Below are 19,653 nucleotides of genomic sequence, written 5' to 3'. Positions count from 1 at the left end.
GTAATAATGTACTTAGCAAGGCTAATTTGTTATGCTAATGATATATGGAATCGCGAATACACCCGAAAACCGCAGCCCTGGGAGTCGTCACGGCACTGCCGTCGGCAACCCCCGACCAGGCGGCGACAAACACCTCGGAGATCAGCCATGAATTTCGGCTGGCCAATGGGCGCTTAGCTCGCCGTCTGCGGCAGGAGACGGCCGAAAACGAGTTGGGCAGCGGCCAGTTTTCGGCACTCGGCGTGCTTTACGTGCACGGCCCGCTGACGCTCACCGAGCTCAGCGAATTCGAACGGGTCACCCCGCCATCGATGACCCGCACGGTCAAATGCCTCGTCGATGCCGGCCTCGTGACCCGCACCGATTCCGCGCTCGATGGCCGCAAGATCGTGCTCACCACAACGGATGCCGCGCGCGAGATGATGACCGAAACTCGCAAGCGGCGAGACGCCTGGCTGGTGCAGCGCGTCGCGCGGCTCAGCCCCGAACAGCACCGCGCTCTCGCCGCCGCGACGCTGATAATGAAGGAGCTCGCCGACAGTTGAGTGCTATGTTCCGCTCGCTGAGCGTCGTCAATTACCGCATCTGGTTCGCCGGAGCTTTGGTGTCGAACATCGGCACCTGGATGCAGCGCACCGCCCAGGACTGGATCGTACTGACCGAGCTCACCAACTACAACGCGACCGCGGTCGGCATCACCATGGCGTTGCAACTCGGCCCGATGCTGCTGCTCATGCCCTGGTCCGGGCTGATCGCCGACCGGTTCAACCGGCGCAAGCTGCTCATTCTCACCCAGACGCTGATGGGGTTGCTGGCCCTCGGCCTGGGCATCCTGACCGTGCTCGAGGTGGCCGAGCTCTGGCACGTCTACCTCTTTGCTTTCGGCCTCGGCATCGTCGCCGCGATCGACGCGCCGGCCCGCCAAGCTTTCGTCTCCGAACTCGTCGCTGAAGACCAACTGTCCAACGCCGTCGCACTCAACTCCGCTTCATTCCACGGTGCACGCTTGATCGGTCCGGCCGCCGCCGGACTGCTCACGGTTGCCGTCGGGGCCGGCTGGGTGTTCATGATCAATGCGGTTACCTTCGCCGGGACCGTCTTCGCGATGACCCTGCTGCGCACGCACCAGCTGCGCCGCCAACCGACGATCTCCCGCGAGCGTGGGCAGCTCCTGGCTGGCTTTCGCTATGTGCGCCGTCGTTCCGACATCGTTGTCGTCATGATCGCGGTCTTTCTGATCGGCACGTTTGGCCTGAACTTCGCCATCTTCACGTCGACCATGGCCACGATCGAGTTCGGCCGGGGGGCTGCGGAATTTGGCCTGCTCAGTTCGATCATGGCCATCGGCGCCGTCATCGGCGCTCTGCTCTCTGCCCGGCGGAGCCGCGCCCGGCTGCGCCTCATCGTGCTCGGCGCCGCTCTGTTCGGCATTGCGTGCGCACTCTCGGCGATCATGCCAACATATGCCACTTTCGCCATATCTCTCACGCTGGTCGGTCTATCCTCACTCACCCTGATGACGACCGCAAACGCGTACGTGCAGACCACGACGCGGCCCGAGATGCGCGGCCGGGTAATGGCGCTCTACATGGCCATTTTCGTCGGCGGCACTCCCCTCGGCGCGCCGCTCGTCGGTTGGGTAGCGGATGCCTTCGGCCCGCGTTGGGCGCTCGGCCTCGCAGCGACGTCCGGCCTGTTGGCGGCGGGCGTCATATTGTTCTGGATGGTGCGCTATCGCCGGTTGCGAGTGCAGTTGCATCCGTTCTCGTCACCCCGGGTGCGCGTGCGGCATTCCGGCGACGGGGGCGAGGTGCCTGCGACCAAGCGCGGGGACGCCAGGCCGACGCCGCACGAGCACGAGGGCGCCGCCTTGGACATTGCCCCAGACCTGGATCGTGAGCACGCCGCCGAACGCAACCGCGAAACCGCGACGCGAGAAATCGCCATCGTCGAGGCCACAGTGCCGCGCTAGAGCTGAGCGGGCACCATTGCCGGGTGCCCATTGGCGGGTGCCGGCCCCACACCGCCGATTTCGGCGAGCGGCAGCTAGCGCACCCCGCCCATCAGGCGCAGCACCGGGCGGGCAATCAGGGCGAGCATAAGCCCCAGCACGATCGCGATGCCGCCGAGAACGCCGAAATAGAGTCGCTCGGGCGCCGTCGCGTACCAGGCGGCGAGCACCCCAGACACGGCAGAGCCGAGCGCGACCGAGAGAAAGAACAGCGCAACCATCTGGGTTTTGAACACCGCGGGTGCGAGTTTGGTGGCGATGGAGAGCCCGACCGGTGAGAGCAGAAGCTCCGCGACCGTGAAGACCAGCAAAATACCAATCATCGCCAGCAGCGGCGTCGAATTCGCCGCGCCGCCGGCGAACGGCAGAAACAACAGGAAAGCGGCCCCCATGACCGCGGTTCCGACCGCGAACTTCATCGGCGTAGACGGCTGCCTCGAGCCCCACTTGGTCCACACAGCGGCGAAGATGCCGGAGAGCACGATGATGAAGACGGGGTTGATCGACTGCACCCACGACACCGGCATCTCCCAGCCGAACAGAGCCCGGTCAAGCCGCTCGTCGGAATAGATCGTGACGACCGTGAACTGCTGCTGGTACAGCGACCAGAACGCGGCGCTGGCCACGAAGAGCGGGATGAAGGCGTAGACACGCTTGCGTTCTACCGGCGTGATCTGCCGGTTCGTGAGAATCACCACGAAATAAGCGACTGCGGAGACGACCGTCAGCGCGATCACGATGGTGACCAGATTGCTCGCGGTAATCACCCCGGTCAGTACGAGCACGACGATGGCAGCGACCGCGAGTAGCGTCCCGAGGGCATAGCCGGGCCAGCGGGACCGCGGGAGGGGATCCGGCACCTGTCGGACGGCATCCGGCAGCCGTTTGCGGCCGAACGAGTATTGGGTCAAACCGATCGCCATGCCTACAGCGGCGAGTCCAAAACCATAGTGAAATCCGATTTTGGTCTGCAACAGCCCGGTGAGGATCGGACCGGCAAACGCGCCGAGGTTGATGCCGAGGTAGAACAACGAGAAACCGGCGTCGCGCCGGGGGTCATCCGGGGCGTAGAGCGAACCGACAACAGACGTCGCGTTGGCCTTGAGCCCACCGCTGCCGACGGCGACCAGGATGAGGCCGGTTACGAGACCGCCGACCCCTGGCACGACGGCCAGGGCGATGTGACCGAGCATGATGACGATGGCGCTAGAGAACAGCACCCGCTCGGAGCCGAGAAGACGATCGGCGATCCAGGCGCCGAGAATGGTCGACAGGTAGACGCCACCACCGTACGCGCCCACGATGCCGGCTGCCGTGGTCTGGGCAATTCCGAGGCCGCCGTCGGTGGCCGAGAAGTACAGGTACAACAGCAGGATGCCCTGCATGCCGTAGAACGAGAACCGCTCCCACATCTCGACGCCGAAGATGTTGGCGAGTGATCGCGGCTGCCCGAAGAAGGCTCGGTCCTCGTGGACAGCGGCGCGGCCGACGACTTTATCCATTAGACAATGGTACCAACCACGCCGGGTACCGGCCGAAGACGAACACCCGAGAGGTGGCCGGCGCGCACGGGCGAAGTAGGCTCGGGGGATGAATCCATTGCTGGTCAGCCTGCCCGATTCCCTCCTGCGCAAGGCGGTCGGTGAACTGCCCGCCGGCGTCGAAGTCGTCGAATGGGCGCTCGACGGCCCCGCTCCCCGGCCGCGGTTCGACATCGTCGTCACACCGTATATGGGCGGGACCGACCGACTCGCGCACCTCGCCGGTGTCGAGACCCGATTAGTCCAGAGCCAGTCCATCGGCTACGACGGTGTCGATCAGGTCCTCCCTGCCGGGCACGTCTTCGCCAATGCTGCAAGCGTGCACGAAGCCTCCACCGCCGAGCTCACCCTCGCCCTCATCCTGGCCTCCCAGCGCGGCATCCCCGATTTTGTGCGCGCCGCCGACGCTGGCGAATGGGCGCCGGCCCATCACCCGAGCCTCGCCGACCGCACGGTGTTACTACTCGGCTACGGCGGTGTCGGTCAGGCCATCGAGAGCCGGCTGCTCGCCTTCGAGACCACGGTCATCCGCGTTGCGCGCACGGCCCGCAACGATGAGCGCGGCGCGATCTACGGCTTCGATTCCCTCTCCGAGCTGCTGCCACAGGCCGACATCGTCGTCGTCGGCGTTCCACTGACTGCAGAGACCACCCACCTGGTCGACGACGCGTTCCTGACCCAGATGCGTGACGATAGCCTGCTCGTGAACATTGCCCGCGGCCCGGTCGCCGATACCGCCGCGCTGCTCGCGCACGCGACGAGCGGCCGCCTCAGGCTCGCACTCGACGTGACCGAGCCGGAACCGTTGCCGGCGGGGCATCCGCTCTTCGCCCTGCCGAATGTGCTCATCTCACCACACGTCGGCGGTGCCTCGAGCGCCATGCTGCCGCGCATGGCACGGCTGGTGCGCGAGCAGATGGAACGGATGCTGCGCGACGAGACCCCGCTCAACGTCGTGTTGACGAGTTAGTCGCTGCGTCAACCTGTTCAGCCGTCGATGGCCGCGTTCGCACTGGCTTGCGCGGTGCGCAGGGCCTGACCGACTGGAATACGACCCAGGAACATTTCGGCGAAGATCGACTCGAACGCGTCGGAGGCCTCAGCCCATCTCGCGCCCTGCGGCGCCTGCACGGTGCCGTTGTCGAGCACATCGATGAACGCGGTCACGTCGATGCCCCGCTGCTGCCACGCCTCGACATAACTGGCCTGCGCACCGATGACGGCCGGCGATGCCGACCCGTCTTCGCCGATAGCCGCGCTGCCCGCGGTGCTGCCGAGCCACTCGAGCAGTTTGCGGGTCTGTCCCGGATGCTTGGAGTCGGCGTTGCCAGCGGCGATGACGCCGTTGGTGACGCTGATCGCGCCGGCCGGACCCGACGGAATCGCCGCGACACCCCATGTGAAGTCGGCGCCATCGCTCACGTTACTGAGGTTGTAGACGCCGCTCTGGAACAGGGCCATCTTGCCCTGCAGAAACTGGTCGAGCGCGAAGTCGCCGTTGAGGTTGGTGTCAGCGGCCGACGGGGCCACGTGATATTTATTCATCAGGTCGATCACGTATTGGAACGACTCCTGCCCCTCGGCCGTGTCGAAGACGAACTCGTCGCCGTCTTGTAGGGCTGCGCCGTTCGATCCGAGGTAGTTGAGGTAGATGGCATTGAGGTCGTTGGCGGCGTTGTAGCCGTACTGCACGATTTGCGAAGGGTCGAACGCTGGGTTGTCGGCGGTGTTGCCGTTGGCGTCGACGGTGAGCTTTTGCAGCACGGGCAGCAGGGTGTCTTCGCCGGTGGCCGGATTCCACTGCAGGTCACCAACGCTGCTCGGGTCGATACCGGCTGCCGCGAGGAGTTCCTCGTTGTAATACAGTCCGATCCCGGGGTCAGCCAGCTGGGGTACTCCCCAGAGCGCACCATCGAGGGTGTACTGGTCGATGACGCTGGCTTGCCAGTTGACTTGAGCGTCGGAGCCGAGGGCATCCGTTATGTTCATCAGGCTGCCGTTGACGGCATAGTCGGCGAAGTTGCCGGCGTTCACCCAGAACACATCGTCGGCGGTCTCGCCCGCCACGTCGACGCGCAGTTTGGTGAAGTAGTCGGCCCACGGTACAACGTTGACGGCGACATCGATGCCCGGATTGGCTTTCTCGAACGCCGTGAACGACTTTTCGTAGGATTGCGCGACCTGTTCGTCCCAGACCCGCACGGTCAGCGTCGTGTCGGAGCCGGTTTGCGGAGTCAGCGCCAGCGCAGTGGCCGCACCGCCGATGGCGACAACGGATGCGACGGTGACCATGGCGATAATAGTTGAGCGTTTGGCGATGGTGTCCCCTGTTCTTGTTGGAGGCTACCAGTTGCAACCCGCTTCCAACACTATTCAGGCGCCGCGAGGTGCTCGCCGAAAAACGCTTCGATGCGCCTCCAGGCGTCGGCGGCGGCCACCGGGTCGGGGCCGGCGCCGAGGATGCGCGCCAGCACCGGGCGGAGCACCCGCGGCCCGGTCTCGGCATCATTGAGAAAGGAGTGACCGGCGCCCGGGTATTCCTTGACGTCGTGCTCGATCTTCAGCCGATCAAGGGAGGAATCGAGCGTGGCCGCTGCGCCGATGAGCGACCGGTCGGCGCCGCCGAAGCTGCCGACGATCGGGCAGGCACCGAGCAGGTGGTCGTCGAGTTCCTTCGGCAGCCGACCGTAGTTGACCGAGGCGGCGTCGAAGCCGCGCGCGGCCGTGGCGAGTGCAAAACCGCCACCCATGCAAAAGCCCAACACGCCGATTCGACCAGTGCAATCGTTGCGCCCGCGGAGGAACGTGCGGCCCGACTCGATGTCGACGAAGGCCCGGCCGGCACCGGCCGACAGGGCGCGAAAGGTAGCCACGAGACATGTGCGCGTACCGCCCTCGGTGAACAAGTCGGGCATGAGGGCCAGATAGCCGGCCTCCGCCATGCGGATCACCTGGCGGCGCATGACGTCGGTGAGGCCGAATGCCTCATGTACGAGCACGACACCGGGCCACGGGCCGTCGCCTGAGGGAATCGCCAGCACGGCTTTCAGGCCGGCGCTGCCACCCGGTCTGTCGGGCAGTTTCAGGTCGATGAGCTGGGGCGCAGCGGTCATGGTCTCTCCCGGGTTGGCTGAAACTGTATCCCGCAAACCCCGCAAAGTCGTATAGTTTGTGGTCAGACCACAGCTCGTCGAGCGAAAGGACCCCATGACCGCGATCAGCCTTCGCGCCTGGCAGGTCGTGCTCGATGCCGTCGAACTCGACCTGCTCGAGGGACGCCTCAGCCCGGGCGACCACCTGCCGCCCGAACGCACCCTCGCGGCCGACCTGGGTGTCGGCCGATCGAGCGTGCGGGAAGCACTGCGGGTGCTCGAGGTCTTGGGTCTCATTCGCACCGCCGTCGGCTCCGGACCCTCGGCCGGCGCGATCATCGTCGCTCGCCCCGGCGGCGGCATGTCGTCGCTCATGCGCCTGCAGGTCGCAGCCCAGGGGTTTCCGGTAGCCGACGTGGTGAAGACCCGTCTCGTGCTGGAAGGTTCCATCGTCGCCGGGCTGGCCGAGGCGTGCCGCACCAGCTCTCCTGATCTGACCAGCTCCGCGCAAATCCTCACCGCCATGGAAGAGCATTCCCTTACCGAAGCCGAATTCCTCGCCCTCGACGCCCAGTTTCACCTCTCGCTCGCCGAAGCGAGCGGCAACCTGGTCATCACCGCGACCATGGCCGGCCTCCGCAGCGCCATCGAGGGGTACGCACGGGCGGGCGCGCTGGGTCTGGCGAGCTGGCCGAAAACATCCGCTCGTCTCATGCTCGAGCATCGCAGCATTCTCCGTGCCATCCTGACCGGTCAAGCCGATGCCGCCCGCCTCGCCGTGCAGTCCCACATTTCGGGGTACTACGCCGAGACCCAGCTCACCGCACACTAGATAAGGACGACCATGATTCAACGACGCATCCCCAAGATCACAGACCTCGCCCCGCTGCTGAGGTTCAAGACCCCCGAGCTCAACGCGAAGAAGCGCCGTCTCGATGCGGCGCTCACGATCGGCGACCTGCGGGCCATCGCCAGGAAGCGCACGCCGAAGGCTGCGTTCGACTACACCGAGGGCGCAGCCGAAGCCGAGATCTCGCTGGGCCGGGCTCGCCAGGCCTTCGAAGACATCGAGTTTCACCCGTCGATTCTGCGCGACGTATCGAGCGTGTCGACCGGCTGGGACGTGCTCGGTGCCCCGGTTTCCCAGCCCTTTGGTATCGCACCCACCGGTTTCACCCGAATGATGCAGACCGAGGGCGAAATTGCCGGGGCGCATGCCGCGGCCCGGGCCGGCATCCCCTTCGCCCTGTCCACCATGGGCACGACCTCGATCGAAGACGTCAAAGCCGCCAACCCGAACGGGCGCAACTGGTTTCAGCTGTATATGTGGAAGGACCGCGACCGCTCGATGGCGCTCGTCGACCGGGCCGCCACGGCCGGGTACGACACGCTTCTGGTGACCGTTGACGTGCCCGTCGCCGGCGCCCGCCTACGCGACAAGCGCAACGGCTTCTCGATTCCGCCAGCGCTCACCCTCGGTACCGTCGTCAATGCGTTGCCTCGCCCGGAGTGGTGGATCAATTTTCTGACCACCGAGCCGCTCTCCTTTGCGAGCCTTGATCGCTGGAGCGGCACCGTCGCCGACCTGCTCGATTCGATGTTCGACCCGACCGTCGACTTTGAAGACCTCGCCTGGATCAAGGCGCAGTGGCCCGGCAAGGTCGTCGTCAAGGGTGTGCAGAACATCGACGACGCCAAGCGCCTCGTCGACCTCGGCGTTGATGGCATTATCCTTTCCAACCACGGCGGTCGCCAGCTCGACCGAGCGCCGATCCCGTTCCACTTACTGCCGCGGGTCGCCCGCGAGGTCGGTGCGCACACCGAGGTGCACCTCGACACGGGCATCATGTCGGGGGCCGATATTGTCGCGTCGATCGCCCTTGGCGCCCGCTTCACGATGATCGGCCGCGCCTACCTCTACGGCCTCATGGCCGGCGGTGAAGCCGGGGTGGACCGCACGATTGCGATTCTGTCGGAGCAGGTGGCCCGCACCATGCGTCTGCTCGGTGTGAACGCGCTCGAAGAACTGAACCCCGGCCACGTGACCCAGCTCTCCCGGCTGCAGCCGGTGGCCGCGCCCCTGGTCGATGCCGCCCTGGCGGTTCCGGCGCGCAGAGCTGCCGTGCGCACGGGCACTCTGCCCAAGCAGACGGTCAGCGCATCCGCTGTCGTCACGAGCGCTCCGGTGAAGCGTGCGCCGAAGAAGGCTGCTCCGACAGAGTAGGCGAGACGGACTGCATACGCCAGCAGGCCGGCATCTCATACATGGAACGCGCACCGCACGGTCACCTGACGCGCGCGGTCGACCTCCAGTACTGGCGCACGCGTCAGGCGAAGCTCTCACTGAAGGCCCGCAGGGCGAGAGCGTCGTCTTCCCAGGCGCCGCCCTCGTGCCCGTTGTACGGCCAGACCGTGATCTGCTTCGGTCCGGCGTAATTGTTGTAGGCAGCGAACACTGTTGACGGCGGGCAAATCGGGTCCATCAGCGCCGCCGTCATCGTCACCGGCGCGGTGGCGCGCTTGGCAAAGTTCACACCGTCGAAGTAGGCCAGTACGTCGTTTACCTGTGTCGCCCTCAACCGATTGGTCGCGAGGTACTGGCCGAGCTCACGATACGGCAGCGCATCGGTGATGACGGATGCCCTCGGAAAGTCACAGAGAAACGGGACGCGCGCGACCACGGCGGCCAGGTCGGGCACGAGCCCAGCCACAGCGAGCGCAATACCGCCGCCCTGACTACGGCCCACGACGCCCACTCGCGCAGAGTCGACAAGCTCGAGGCTGCGGGCCGCAGCGACGGCGCGCACCGCATCGGTGAACAACCGACGGTAATAGTAGGTTTCGCGGGACTCAATGCCGCGAGTCATAAAACCGGGTACCTGCGGTCCGCTGCCCGCATCGTCGCCCGTGTCCCCGGTGCTGCCGCTGAATCCCTGACCGCGCAGGTCCATGTCGAAGTGCGCGTACCCGGCGGATGCCCACAGTAGGTTCTCGAACGCCTGCCCGCGCCCCCGGCCGTAGCCGTGAAACTGCACGACGGTCGGCAACGGAGCGCCAGCGCCAGCAGGAACGCGCAACCAGGCTTTGATCGGCTGCCCGGCAAACCCAGTGAACGTCACGTCGAACACGTCGAGCGTGCTCAGCCCGCAATCGACCCGCGTGGCGATGGCATTGAGCGGATACCGGTCGGCCTCGGCGAGCGTGTCGGCCCAAAACGCGTCGAAATCAGCGGGGTCGACTTGACCGCTGCGATAGGCGCGGAGTTCGGTTTCGGGCAGGTCGGTGTACATGATTGCCAGCCTAGAGTGCCTGGCCGCCACGCCCCGGCCAGTCGTCACATGCCGACACTCCCTTTCGGCGTCCCCGCCGCGTGGCCGGGCAGCAGCTGGCGCGGGGTGGGGGCCTACTTCGCGGCGGCGAGGTCAGCGAGCACGAGGCGCAGCTGCTCGACGGCCCAGTCCACGTCCTCAGCAGACACCACGATCGGCGGCGCAAGTCGAATGGTCGACCCGTGCGTGTCCTTGGCGAGCACGCCGCGGGCAAGAAGGGCCTCGCAGACCACCCGGCCCGGGGCCAACGACGGATCGATGTCGATGCCGGCCCAGAGCCCCACACCGCGCACGGCGATCACGCCGTGGCCGATCAGCGCGGAAAGCCCCGCGTGCAGGCGCGCACCGAGTTCGGTCGCACGCTGTTGGTAGTCGCCGGTGGCCAGCAGGTTCACAACGGCCAGGCCGACGGCCGCGGCGAGTGGATTGCCGCCAAAGGTCGAACCGTGCTCGCCCGGGTGCAGCACTCCGAGAACGTCGGTGTTGCCGACCACGGCCGAGACGGGAACGATGCCGCCGCCGAGGGCCTTGCCGAGCAGGTACAGGTCGGGCACGACGCCCACGAGGTCGCAGGCAAAGGTCGATCCGGTGCGACCGAGGCCCGACTGAATCTCATCGGCGATGAACAGCACGTTCAGGCGTTTGGTGATCTCGCGCACGGCCGGCAGATACGACGCTGGCGGTACAACGATGCCGGCCTCACCCTGGATGGGTTCGAGTAGCACGGCCACGGTGTTCTCGTCGATCGCGGCCTCAAGGGCGGCGGCATCGCCGTAGGGCACGGTGCGAAAACCGGGCGTGAACGGGCCAAAATCGGCGCGGGCAGACTCGTCATCGGAGAAACTGATGATGGTGGTGGTGCGGCCGTGAAAGTTGCCGGCGGCCACGATGATGTTGGCCAGGTCGGGCGCGACGCCCTTCACCCGGTAGCCCCAGGCGCGGGCAACCTTGATGCCGGATTCAACGGCTTCGGCGCCGGTGTTCATCGGAAGCACCATGTCTTTCCCGGCGAGTTTGGCAAGCGCGGTCACGAACGGACCGAGCTGATCGTTGTAGAAGGCCCGGCTGGTCAGGGTGATGCGGCCCAGCTGAGTGCGGGCGGCGTCGAGCAATACCGGGTTGGAGTGCCCGAAGTTCACGGCGGAGTACGCGGCCAGGCAGTCCAGGTAGCGGCGACCAGCGACATCCGTTACCCAGGCGCCGTCACCCGAGGCAACGACAACCTCGAGTGGGTGGTAATTATGCGCGGCGTGCGCGCTCTCCTCTCTGATCAGGGCAGCGGCAGCTGGCGAAACGGATGCGGCGGCTTCAGTCTTCGCGTCGGTCAGGTTCGGGGTCATAGCGTGCTCCTTCAGATTGACGTTCGCGGTGTTGAGAGGCGCAGTGTTGAGAGGCGCAGTGTTGAGAGACGCAGTGTTGAGAGACGCGGTGTCATCGGCGCAGCTCGAGTGTGCAGCACTTGACGCCACCGCCGCCCAGCAGCAGCTCGGACAGGTCGACGCCGATCGGGTTGTAGCCGCGTGCGCGCAGCTGGCGTTCGAAGTCCTTGGCGCGGGCCGCGATCACGACGTTGTAGCCGTCGGAATACGAGTTGAGGCCCAAAATGGCGGCATCTTCTTCGGTGACGATGACCGCGTCGGGGTAACGTTCCTGCAGAATCGCGAGGCTCGGCGCGTCGAAGGCGCTCGGCAGGTAGGCGATGTTGGTGTCGTCGAGCACGGCGACGGCGGTGTCGAGGTGGTAGAAACTCGGGTTGATCAGGCGCAGGGTGACGACCGGGCGCCCGGCGATGGCCGAGAGTTCGGCGTGGCTGTTGGAGTCGCTGCGAAAGCCGGTGCCGGCCAGGATGACGTCGCCGACCAACAGAAAGTCGCCCTCGCCCTCATTGGTCTCGACCGGTACGCGCACCTCGAAGCCGTTGGCGGCGAACCAGCCCATGTAGGCGGGGCCCTCGGGCTGGCGCTCGACGTGCGTGAATTTGGCGCCGTAGGCCTGGTTGTCGATGACGAAGCCACCGTTGGCCGCGTAGACCATATCGGGCAGGCCGTCGATCGGATCGATCAGCTGCACGTCGAAGCCGAGGCCGACATAGGTGTCGTACAGGGTCTGCCACTGGGCGACGGCGAGCGAGGTGTCGGTGGGCAGGGCCGGGTCCATCCAGGGGTTGATGCGATACACGACGGTGAAGAACTGCGGCTTGCACATCAGCACGGTGCGCTTAGTGGCGATACGCACGGGAACGGCCAGGTCTTCGGCAATGACGGGGATGACTGAGTTGATCGACATGAGGCTCCTTCGGGGATCCGCGGGCCTGTCGACCCTCGGAACTCGGGTGAATGGCGGACCAGGTCGCTCACGTGAGCCCGGCACGAACAGCAGTGATCGTTCCGGGACGCCATACTCAGTCTCACACAGCATGATTCGACGTTTCACGCTGATCTGCGCAAGAAATCTTCGAGATGTACGGTATCGACGCAATTTTACGTATGACCGCCCCCTAGACTCGCCCCATGGACAACCTCGATCACAGCATTCTCGACCTGCTGCGCCAGAACGCGCGCGCGGGCTATGGTGACATCGGCTCGGTGGTGGGGCTGTCGGCATCCGCTGTGAAACGTCGCGTCGACCGCCTGGTGGCCGACAAGGTGATTCGCAGCTTTACCATCCAGGTCGACCCGGCGGTCGACGGCATGAGCACGGAAGCCTATGTCGAGCTGTTCTGCCGCGGCACGGTGGCTCCCGACGAATTACTGCGTATTCTCTCGGGGGTGCCCGAGGTTGTCGATGCGGGAACCGTCACCGGCAGCGCCGACGCCATGGTGCACATTCGCGCCCGCGACATTCCCGGCCTGGAAGCGGCCCTTGAAAAGGTGCGCCTCGCCCCCAACGTCGACCACACCCGCAGCGCGATCGTGCTCTCCCGCCTGATCCATCGCTCAATCGAGTAGCTGGCTGTTACCCGGGCAGCGGCTTCTGCTGCACCGGAGAGATCAGGTGAAGCAGGGTGACCGCGGCGATCGACCCGGCACAGAGGATTCCGGCGAGCACGACGATTTGAAACCGGCCAGCCTCGAGCGGTGAGGCTCCCCCGAAGATCGCCCCGACGAACGCTCCCGGCAGCGTCACCAGCCCCGTGGTCTTGGTCTGGTCGGTGGACGGAATGATCGCGAAGTAGACCGCCCGCCTGGCCAGGTCGCGGGTCGACTGCCGTGGCGTGGCGCCGAGTGCAAGCCAGCCCTCAACCTCGTCCCAGTGATCGCCGACCGCCTCCGAGAAGCGGCGCCCGCTGAGCGTCGCGATCGACATGGCGTTTCCGATGATGATCCCGCCGATCGCGAGCACGTAGCGCGGCGAGAACTCGATCGCCCCGGTCGTGAACACGATGGTCAGCGTGATGCCCACGCCGAGCGCCATCGCCGCAGCCACGCGCACCAGATGCGGGCGGCTGAAGCCGATGCGGCGCGTGACGGTAACGACGGCCGCTGCGAACATGACGAGCAGTCCGACGCCAACCCAGAGCGGATCGTTGATGATGCCGCTGAGAATGAGGCTGATCGCGGCCAGTTGCAGGGTTCCGCGCAGAAGTGCGAGTGCCGGGGCGAACGGGTGCTGCGTGCGATAAGCGCGCAGCACCGTCACGACCACCGCGAGAAGCAGCACGACACCGACCAGGGTCGGCAGCAGCCCGGCCAATTCTGCGGGGAGGTCGGCCGGAAAAGTCATGGTTCGAGCCTACGCGGCCACGCGAGAGCGCAGAGATGGTTGTTTCGCTGATGCTGAAGCAACTCGTTACCCGATTCTGCGAAACATCGCGAGAGAACGTACCGTGAGTATGCTGTTGCAGCTTTCGTTGTAGCGAGGCAAAATTGCTCATGACGTCGAACGGAGGGTCCCATGCCCACATCCTTTATTGCCATCGATTCCCGATCGAGCACGCCGCCGTTTGAGCAGTTGCGCAGCCAGGTGGTTGCGGCTGTGCGCTCCGGCGAATTGGCCCACGATACCCGCCTGCCCACCGTGCGCGCCCTGGCCGCCGAGCTTGGCCTGGCCACGAACACCGTCGCGCGTGCCTACCGCGAGCTGGAGCGGGACAGTGTGATTGAAACGCGGGGCAGATTCGGATCTTTCGTCGCCCCCAATGTTGATTCGGCCGAACGACACGCGCAGGCTGCTGCCGACGCGTTCGCGGCACGGATCGAGCAGCTCGGCCTGAGCCCGGCCGCGGCGCTCGCCCTGGTCACCGATGCATTGAACCGCCGTTCCGACGCCTGACCAGCGGTCTTGTATCGCGTATTTTGTATTGCTACTCTGGTACAGAATTCACACAAAAGGGAGGTTTTGTGGACATGGTCGTACTGATCCTGGCGGCGCTGGTACTGGCGGGTCTCAGCATCCGCTTGATCCATAGCGCACGAGCCGAACCACGCAGGCGGATGCTGCAGGCCTACTCCCGGCAGGCCGGGCTCGCGTTGGTTCCTGAGATCGTTCCTGAGCTGTCGGGCCGGATCCATCGCCGCGAACGCGCAGGGGTGGTCGGATCGATGGTCGGACTCGTTTTGAGCGCGGCGGCGCTCGTCGTGACGGACGGCAACCAGAATTTGGGGAACGGGTTCCTGATCGTTGTAGCAATGACGGTCGGATCGACGGTCGCCCTCATCGGTGACGATTCCCGGTCGGCGTTCGCCCCTGTCGCTGAGGCGCCACGACTGGCGCGCAGCGCCTTTCCCGGGCTGACCGACTACGTCACCCGGCTGCACCGCGCGTTCTCACTGGGCCTGCTGGGCCTCGCCACCCTGAGCTACATCGCCGTGCTTGGGGTCATTGCGATCAACCCGGATCGGGTGTTCGACGATGTCTCGGTGCGCACGATTCTCTGGCCGGCCGGGCTGCTGTTAGCGCTCGCAACCGCTGCGAGCCTGGTGACCTGGGCTGCGGCGAACGCTCTGCTCGGCCGCGGCCAACCGGCCGGCACGTACATCCAACTTGCCTGGAGTGATGCTTTTCGCAGTAGCACCCTGCGCAGCCTCGTCGAGATTCCCGGGATCATCGCCGCCACGAGCTCCTGCGTGTTGTTTCTCTCCTTGAGCGAGGCGATCAGCCTGCCGGCGCCCGGCTCGATCGACGAGATTCTGGCCGGCTCGTTCACGATCATGGGCCCGGTACTCATCGTCGTGCTGGTCAGCTGGAGCCTGACGAGCATGCGCAATCGCAGCACGACGCACTTTCTGCGCAGGCTGTGGCCCGAGACGGCCATCGAACTCGACCGTCGCCGCACGCGCTCCGCCGCCGGTGGTGGTGGTGACGATCGGCCCGATGATCAGGCCGATGATCAGGCCGGCAATCGGCCCGATCCGGGGAACCGAACCCAGGCTTCCGCATGATGCTGCTGGTCGATCCGCGGTCTGCGACGCCGCCCTACGAACAGTTACGGGTGCAGGTGCTCGCCGCGGTGCGCTCGGGTGATCTGACCCCCGGTGACAAGCTGCCAACGGTGCGCAGGCTCGCCGAAGATCTGGGGCTCGCCGCCAACACGGTGGCCCGCGCATACCGTGAACTCGAGCGTGACGAGGTCATCGAGACGCGGGGCCGGAACGGATCCTTCATCGCCGCGAGCGGAAATGCCGCCCAGCAACAGGTCCAGGTTGCCGCCGCCACATTCGCCGGCAAGGCGCGACAGCTCGGCGTGGAGCCCGAGGAAGCGCTCGGGTTTGCGCGCGCGGCCCTCGGCATCCGTTTGTAGCGCGAGGCCCCCCTTCGCGCGCACGAGACGCGCTAACCGGACGGGGCCTGGGCCCGAGCCCTGGGCCCAGTTTATAAACTGCGCCCAGGGACGGGGCCCGGGCCCCGTCCGCAGTGGTGGGGGTGGTGGGGGGCTAGGGGGCCGAGCGGTAGTGGGCGGCCAGGCGGGCGAAGCCCTCGTCCAGCGACACCTCGGGGGTCCAGGCCAGGTCGGCGCGGGTGCGACGCTGGTCGAACCAGTGCGCGGTCGAAAGCTGCTCGGCCAGAAACCGGGTCATCGGCGGCTCGTCCGTTCCCGGGCGAGCGCGCCAGAGGGCCTCGATGAGCGAGCCGGCGGCGCGGGCAGCGAATGCCGGCACCCGCCAGGCTGGCGCGGGTACGTTGGCCGCTCCGCAGATTCCGGCCAGGAGTTCCGCAATCGGGCGCGGTTCACCGTTGGTGATCACATAGGACTGCCCGTGCACCCGCTCGGCGGCATCGAGCGCTGCGTGGATCGCGGAGGCTGCATTGTCGACGTAGGTCGTGTCGATGAGCGCCGCACCGTGTCCGAGCAGCGGCAGTCGCCCGTGGCGGGCACGATCGACGATCCGGTCGATCAGCTGGGTATCCCCGGGGCCCCAGACCAAGTGCGGACGCACGGCGACCACGCTGAATTCGGGAGCATCGGCGGCGAGCGCGAGCAGTTCGGCCCGCGCCTTGGTGCGGGCATAGTCGCCGCGAGCCTGCCCGGGCGCGGCCGAAAGGGCGTCAGAACCCATGATCGAACGGCCGGCATGGGCAACGGACGGCGAGGAGACGTAGACGAAACGGGAGACGCCGGCATCCTCTGCGGCCTGCACGACGGTGCGCGTTCCGCCAACGTTCACCGCCTCGAACGCGGCCGGGTCGCCGGTAAGCGATACCTTTGCCGCGAGGTGCACGACCGCGTGCATACCGCTCACGGCGTAGGCGAGGCCGGCATAGGGGGTGTCGGCGGGCGTCGTGATCGAGCCGTGCACATCTTCGACGCCGGGCACGCCGGATGGCCGGCGTTGAAAGGTGCGCACCTCGTGCCCGGCCGCGCTGATGCGGGCAGCGACGGCACGGCCGAGAAATCCGCTGGCACCCGTGACGAGCACTCTCATGGCTTGACCCAGCGACCGCCAGAGAGGATCCCGGTGGCCCAGCGCGACAATCGGCTGCGGTCGATCTTGGAGTTGTGCCGAATGTCGGTCGGCAGGCCCGGAACCACGAGCACTGCAGCGACCGGTGTGCCGACCATCGAGCGTACGGCAGCGGCGAGCGCCTCGGGTGCCCGGTGCGCGCGGCGGGCGGGCGGCACGGTTTCGAGCACGGCGACCTGCTGTTGGGTGCCGAGAGGGCCGACGCCGACGAACGCCGCACGAGAAACGTCGGGCAGGGTTTCGATCCGCTGCTCCGGACCGACCGGGGTGACGACGCCGTCGGCCGTCACGATGACGTGCGGCATGCGGCCCTCGACCCAGAGGCGGCCTGCGCTGTCGAGATGGCCGACGTCGCCGGTGCGGTGCCAACGTTCGCCCGGCACTCCGCCACGCCGCGAGCCGCGCTCGGTAAGCCAGAGGCGGTCGTAATGGTCCTTCACGTGCGGCGCCGATACCACGATCTCACCGGTCACGTTTGGTTCCTCCGAGAGGTCACCAACGGCTGCCCCACTCGCGTCGAGCGCGCTGATGCGGATGCGTGTGGTCGCGGTCGACCCGCCGACACAGACTCCGCCGGCCGGGTGCGCCGTCGAGTGCGCCGGATCGGGCGGCGCCGGGACCGACTCACCGTCGTGCGCTACGGCCTGCACCGCCTTCGATTGTGCGACACTCGCGGCCGCGGCGCGGATGCCTTCGAGCGTGATGTCGGCCATGAGCAGGCCCTCGGTCATGCCGTATGGCGTGTGCGCGGTCGCTTCCGGCATGAGCGCCGCGGCCTGGGCAAGCAGGCTCTCAGAGATCGGCGCACCGGCCGAGAGAAAACGCTGCACCCCGGCGAGGGCAGCATGGTCAGCCGGCGTGAGCGCAGCGGCGGTCGCGACGACGTTCACGAGGGCCGCGGGCGAGAGAAAGACGACCGTCGCGTCGATCGCGGCGACGGCGGACGCGACGGCGGACGCGGTGAGGGTCTTCGGCGCGGTGACGTCCATGTCGGGGGTGACCGAGCGGGCACCGAGGGCCGGTCCGAGCAGCGCGAACGGCGCGAATCCGGCGACGAGGCCGGTGCCGACACCGACGCCGTACTGCAGAAAGAGCGCGCGACTCACGGCCGAGAGCTGGCCGTGCGTGTAGATGACCCCCTTGGCCGGGCCGGTCGAACCGGACGTGAACAGCACGGCGGCCGCATCGATCGGCGCAGGTTCAGCCGGAAGCCCGTCACCGGCACTGAGGCGGGCCTGGCCCAGGCTGATCAGTTCGGCGAGGGTGTGCTCGACGCCGATCAGCCGGGCCATCGGGGCTGGAAAGCCTGCGACTGAAATTTTACGCCCCGGCCAACCGAGCGCACGGGCGGCCAGGAGGCCGGGAGCGGCCCCGATGACGAAGTCGGGGCGGGCGCCGCGCACGGCGCGGGTGAGGCCGGCCAGGCCGAGGCCGGCATCCGCTACGACGACGATGGCGCCGATGCGCACGCAGGCATAGAGCACCGCGGTGAGGTCGGCGCTTGGCGGCACGAGCAGCGAGACTCGGTCGCCGGATTTGACGCCGATGTGCACGAGTCCGGCGGCAATCTGCCGCACGCGCAGGGAGAGCAGTCGCCAGCTGACGGCGCGAGGGGCCGGCTGCATGTCAACGAGGGCGGTGTCGTCGGAGGCCTGTAATTCGTCGAGGTAATGCCAGAGCGGATGCGTCCCCGCTACCGCCCACGCGGCAAGGCTCCCCGAGACGGCCGTCTCGCTCGGCTCGCCCGAGCCCGAGACCGAGACCGAGACCGCTACCGAACCCTCGAGGGGAGCGCTCACGACAGCATCGCCCAGCCAGAGCAGCGCGGCGGCGGCGTAGTCCGCATCTTCGGCGAGCAGGTGGCCAGCGCCCTCGAACCGGTGCACGCGGGCGTGCGGCATCCGTTCGACCAGGTCGTCGAGGTAGCGGTCGCTGAAGATCGGATCGCGCGGACCCCACAGCAGCAGCGTGGGCACCGTGAGCGAGCGCACGCCCTCGGCGATGCGGTCGAGTTCAGCCCGGCTCTCGTGCGCGAGGGCAACCGGGATATCGGCGACGAAACCGCCGATACCGCCCCGGCGAGCGCTCGTTCGGTACGGCGCGCGGTAGCCGCGCTTCACCGCGGCAGACAGCGGCGGATGCGCCAGGGCCAGCGTCGTAGCGAGGAAGGCGGGCGTGGTAACGGTTGCCGGGCCGAGGATGCCGCGCCCGAGCGCGAGCCGCAGCGGCGACGGAATCGGAGCGCCGGCCGGCTGGTGCACCGCGGTGTTCAGCAGCATGACGCCGGCCAGCAGCTCGGGATGGTCGACGGCCCAGCCGAGGGATACCACTCCGCCCCAGTCGTGGCCGAGAGTGATCACCGGACCGGCCAGTTCGAGGGCGTCTGTCAGGTCGGCGAGGTCCTGCACCCGGCGAGCGAGCGGGCGAAACCTCCCGGTGCGTGCCGAGAAGCCCATATCGAGCTGGTCGACGGCGATCACGCGCCAGGCTGGCTCGCCCGACGTCGCGGCCTCCGTTGCCGAGGCCAGCAGACCGCGCCAGAGGTAGGACCAGGTCGGGTTGCCGTGCACACACAGAATTGTGCCGACCGGAATCACGCCGAGCGCGTCAAGCTCTGGGCCGTTGTCGAGCAGGTGCCAGCCGTGGGTCACACCGCCAGCGCTGCCGCTCTCCGTGACCTCGATCAGTCGCGACCACACCGGGTTCAGTCCGGGCAGTCCTGCCGGTGGCAATGCGGCCGGGTCCGAGGTGGCGACCGGCAGGCGCCGGGGGCCCACC

Annotated in this window: 18 protein-coding genes; 9 read left to right on the top strand and 9 right to left on the bottom strand. The window is 67.0% G+C overall.

Annotation, left to right across the window (positions count from 1 at the left end; genetic code table 11):
* Nucleotides 1-44: 44 nt before the first annotated feature.
* Both E3T38_RS08925 and E3T38_RS08920 read left to right on the top strand, forming a co-directional pair.
* The gene (locus E3T38_RS08925) at nucleotides 45-545 is read left to right on the top strand and encodes a MarR family winged helix-turn-helix transcriptional regulator (RefSeq protein WP_134547896.1); all 501 of its coding nucleotides are present in this window, start codon (nucleotides 45-47) and stop codon (nucleotides 543-545) included.
* The gene (locus tag E3T38_RS08920) at nucleotides 542-1,972 is read left to right on the top strand and encodes an MFS transporter (RefSeq protein WP_134547895.1); all 1,431 of its coding nucleotides are present in this window, start codon (nucleotides 542-544) and stop codon (nucleotides 1,970-1,972) included. Before E3T38_RS08925 ends, E3T38_RS08920 begins: the two co-directional genes overlap by 4 nt.
* 74 nt (nucleotides 1,973-2,046) lie before the next feature.
* On the opposite strand, the gene E3T38_RS08915 is transcribed toward E3T38_RS08920, so the two are convergent.
* Entirely contained in the window at nucleotides 2,047-3,513 is a 1,467-nt protein-coding gene (locus E3T38_RS08915; protein ID WP_134547894.1) for a peptide MFS transporter, read from the bottom strand.
* Between the two features lie 88 nt (nucleotides 3,514-3,601).
* Between E3T38_RS08915 and E3T38_RS08910 the strand changes: the two genes are divergently transcribed.
* A complete protein-coding gene (locus E3T38_RS08910) occupies nucleotides 3,602-4,522 on the top strand; it encodes a 2-hydroxyacid dehydrogenase (RefSeq protein ID WP_134547893.1) in 921 nt (306 codons plus the stop codon).
* 17 nt (nucleotides 4,523-4,539) lie between these two features.
* Here E3T38_RS08910 and E3T38_RS08905 read toward each other — a convergent pair whose 3' ends face one another.
* Complete coding sequence (locus E3T38_RS08905) at nucleotides 4,540-5,844, bottom strand: sugar ABC transporter substrate-binding protein (protein WP_241984382.1); 1,305 nt, start codon at nucleotides 5,842-5,844, stop codon at nucleotides 4,540-4,542.
* Between the two features lie 77 nt (nucleotides 5,845-5,921).
* The gene (locus tag E3T38_RS08900) at nucleotides 5,922-6,665 is read right to left on the bottom strand and encodes a dienelactone hydrolase family protein (RefSeq protein WP_134547891.1); all 744 of its coding nucleotides are present in this window, start codon (nucleotides 6,663-6,665) and stop codon (nucleotides 5,922-5,924) included.
* 94 nt (nucleotides 6,666-6,759) lie between these two features.
* Between E3T38_RS08900 and E3T38_RS08895 the strand changes: the two genes are divergently transcribed.
* Both E3T38_RS08895 and E3T38_RS08890 read left to right on the top strand, forming a co-directional pair.
* On the top strand, nucleotides 6,760-7,476 hold the full coding sequence (locus tag E3T38_RS08895) for a FadR/GntR family transcriptional regulator (RefSeq protein WP_134547890.1): 717 nt from the start codon (nucleotides 6,760-6,762) through the stop codon (nucleotides 7,474-7,476).
* 12 nt (nucleotides 7,477-7,488) lie between these two features.
* Entirely contained in the window at nucleotides 7,489-8,868 is a 1,380-nt protein-coding gene (locus tag E3T38_RS08890) for an alpha-hydroxy acid oxidase (protein WP_134547889.1), read from the top strand.
* A gap of 103 nt (nucleotides 8,869-8,971) precedes the next feature.
* Here the strand turns inward: E3T38_RS08890 and E3T38_RS08885 are convergent, their stop codons facing one another.
* The 3 genes from E3T38_RS08885 to ddaH form a co-directional block, all read right to left on the bottom strand.
* A complete protein-coding gene (locus E3T38_RS08885) occupies nucleotides 8,972-9,934 on the bottom strand; it encodes an alpha/beta fold hydrolase (RefSeq protein WP_134547888.1) in 963 nt (320 codons plus the stop codon).
* Nucleotides 9,935-10,047: 113 nt separating this feature from the next.
* Nucleotides 10,048-11,313 (bottom strand): ornithine--oxo-acid transaminase, encoded by a 1,266-nt coding sequence (gene rocD, locus E3T38_RS08880; protein ID WP_134547887.1) that lies wholly within the window; start codon nucleotides 11,311-11,313, stop codon nucleotides 10,048-10,050.
* 91 nt (nucleotides 11,314-11,404) lie between these two features.
* On the bottom strand, nucleotides 11,405-12,259 hold the full coding sequence (ddaH, locus tag E3T38_RS08875) for a dimethylargininase (protein WP_134547886.1): 855 nt from the start codon (nucleotides 12,257-12,259) through the stop codon (nucleotides 11,405-11,407).
* A 224-nt stretch (nucleotides 12,260-12,483) separates the two neighbouring features.
* Here ddaH and E3T38_RS08870 point away from each other — a divergent pair, with 224 nt between their 5' ends.
* Nucleotides 12,484-12,921 carry an Lrp/AsnC family transcriptional regulator gene (locus E3T38_RS08870; protein ID WP_092106650.1) on the top strand — a complete coding sequence of 146 codons (438 nt, stop codon included), beginning with the start codon at nucleotides 12,484-12,486 and terminating at the stop codon, nucleotides 12,919-12,921.
* A 7-nt stretch (nucleotides 12,922-12,928) separates the two neighbouring features.
* On the opposite strand, the gene E3T38_RS08865 is transcribed toward E3T38_RS08870, so the two are convergent.
* Nucleotides 12,929-13,696 carry an ABC transporter permease gene (locus tag E3T38_RS08865; RefSeq protein ID WP_134547885.1) on the bottom strand — a complete coding sequence of 256 codons (768 nt, stop codon included), beginning with the start codon at nucleotides 13,694-13,696 and terminating at the stop codon, nucleotides 12,929-12,931.
* Between the two features lie 171 nt (nucleotides 13,697-13,867).
* On the opposite strand from E3T38_RS08865, the gene E3T38_RS08860 reads away from it, so the two are divergent.
* The 3 genes from E3T38_RS08860 (at nucleotide 13,868) to E3T38_RS08850 (ending at nucleotide 15,713) form a co-directional block, all read left to right on the top strand.
* Nucleotides 13,868-14,245, top strand: coding sequence for a GntR family transcriptional regulator (locus E3T38_RS08860; protein ID WP_104197180.1), 378 nt, complete (start codon nucleotides 13,868-13,870; stop codon nucleotides 14,243-14,245).
* A gap of 74 nt (nucleotides 14,246-14,319) precedes the next feature.
* Nucleotides 14,320-15,354 carry a hypothetical protein gene (locus tag E3T38_RS08855; protein ID WP_134547884.1) on the top strand — a complete coding sequence of 345 codons (1,035 nt, stop codon included), beginning with the start codon at nucleotides 14,320-14,322 and terminating at the stop codon, nucleotides 15,352-15,354.
* Nucleotides 15,351-15,713, top strand: a complete 363-nt coding sequence (locus E3T38_RS08850; RefSeq protein ID WP_370449012.1) for a GntR family transcriptional regulator — start codon at nucleotides 15,351-15,353, stop codon at nucleotides 15,711-15,713. Before E3T38_RS08855 ends, E3T38_RS08850 begins: the two co-directional genes overlap by 4 nt.
* Before the next feature lie 133 nt (nucleotides 15,714-15,846).
* Here the strand turns inward: E3T38_RS08850 and E3T38_RS08845 are convergent, their stop codons facing one another.
* Both E3T38_RS08845 and E3T38_RS08840 read right to left on the bottom strand, forming a co-directional pair.
* A complete protein-coding gene (locus tag E3T38_RS08845) occupies nucleotides 15,847-16,836 on the bottom strand; it encodes an NAD(P)-dependent oxidoreductase (RefSeq protein WP_134547883.1) in 990 nt (329 codons plus the stop codon).
* Nucleotides 16,833-19,652, bottom strand: coding sequence for an alpha/beta fold hydrolase (locus tag E3T38_RS08840; RefSeq protein ID WP_241984392.1), 2,820 nt, complete (start codon nucleotides 19,650-19,652; stop codon nucleotides 16,833-16,835). The genes E3T38_RS08845 and E3T38_RS08840 overlap by 4 nt, the downstream gene beginning before the upstream one ends.
* Nucleotide 19,653: the final 1 nt, after the last annotated feature.

It is taken from the genome of Cryobacterium sp. Hb1 (genome assembly GCF_004403585.1).
GTDB classification, from domain to species: domain Bacteria; phylum Actinomycetota; class Actinomycetes; order Actinomycetales; family Microbacteriaceae; genus Cryobacterium; species Cryobacterium lyxosi.
Note: the sequence above shows the minus strand (reverse complement) of the source record. Positions and strands in the feature narration are given on the sequence as shown.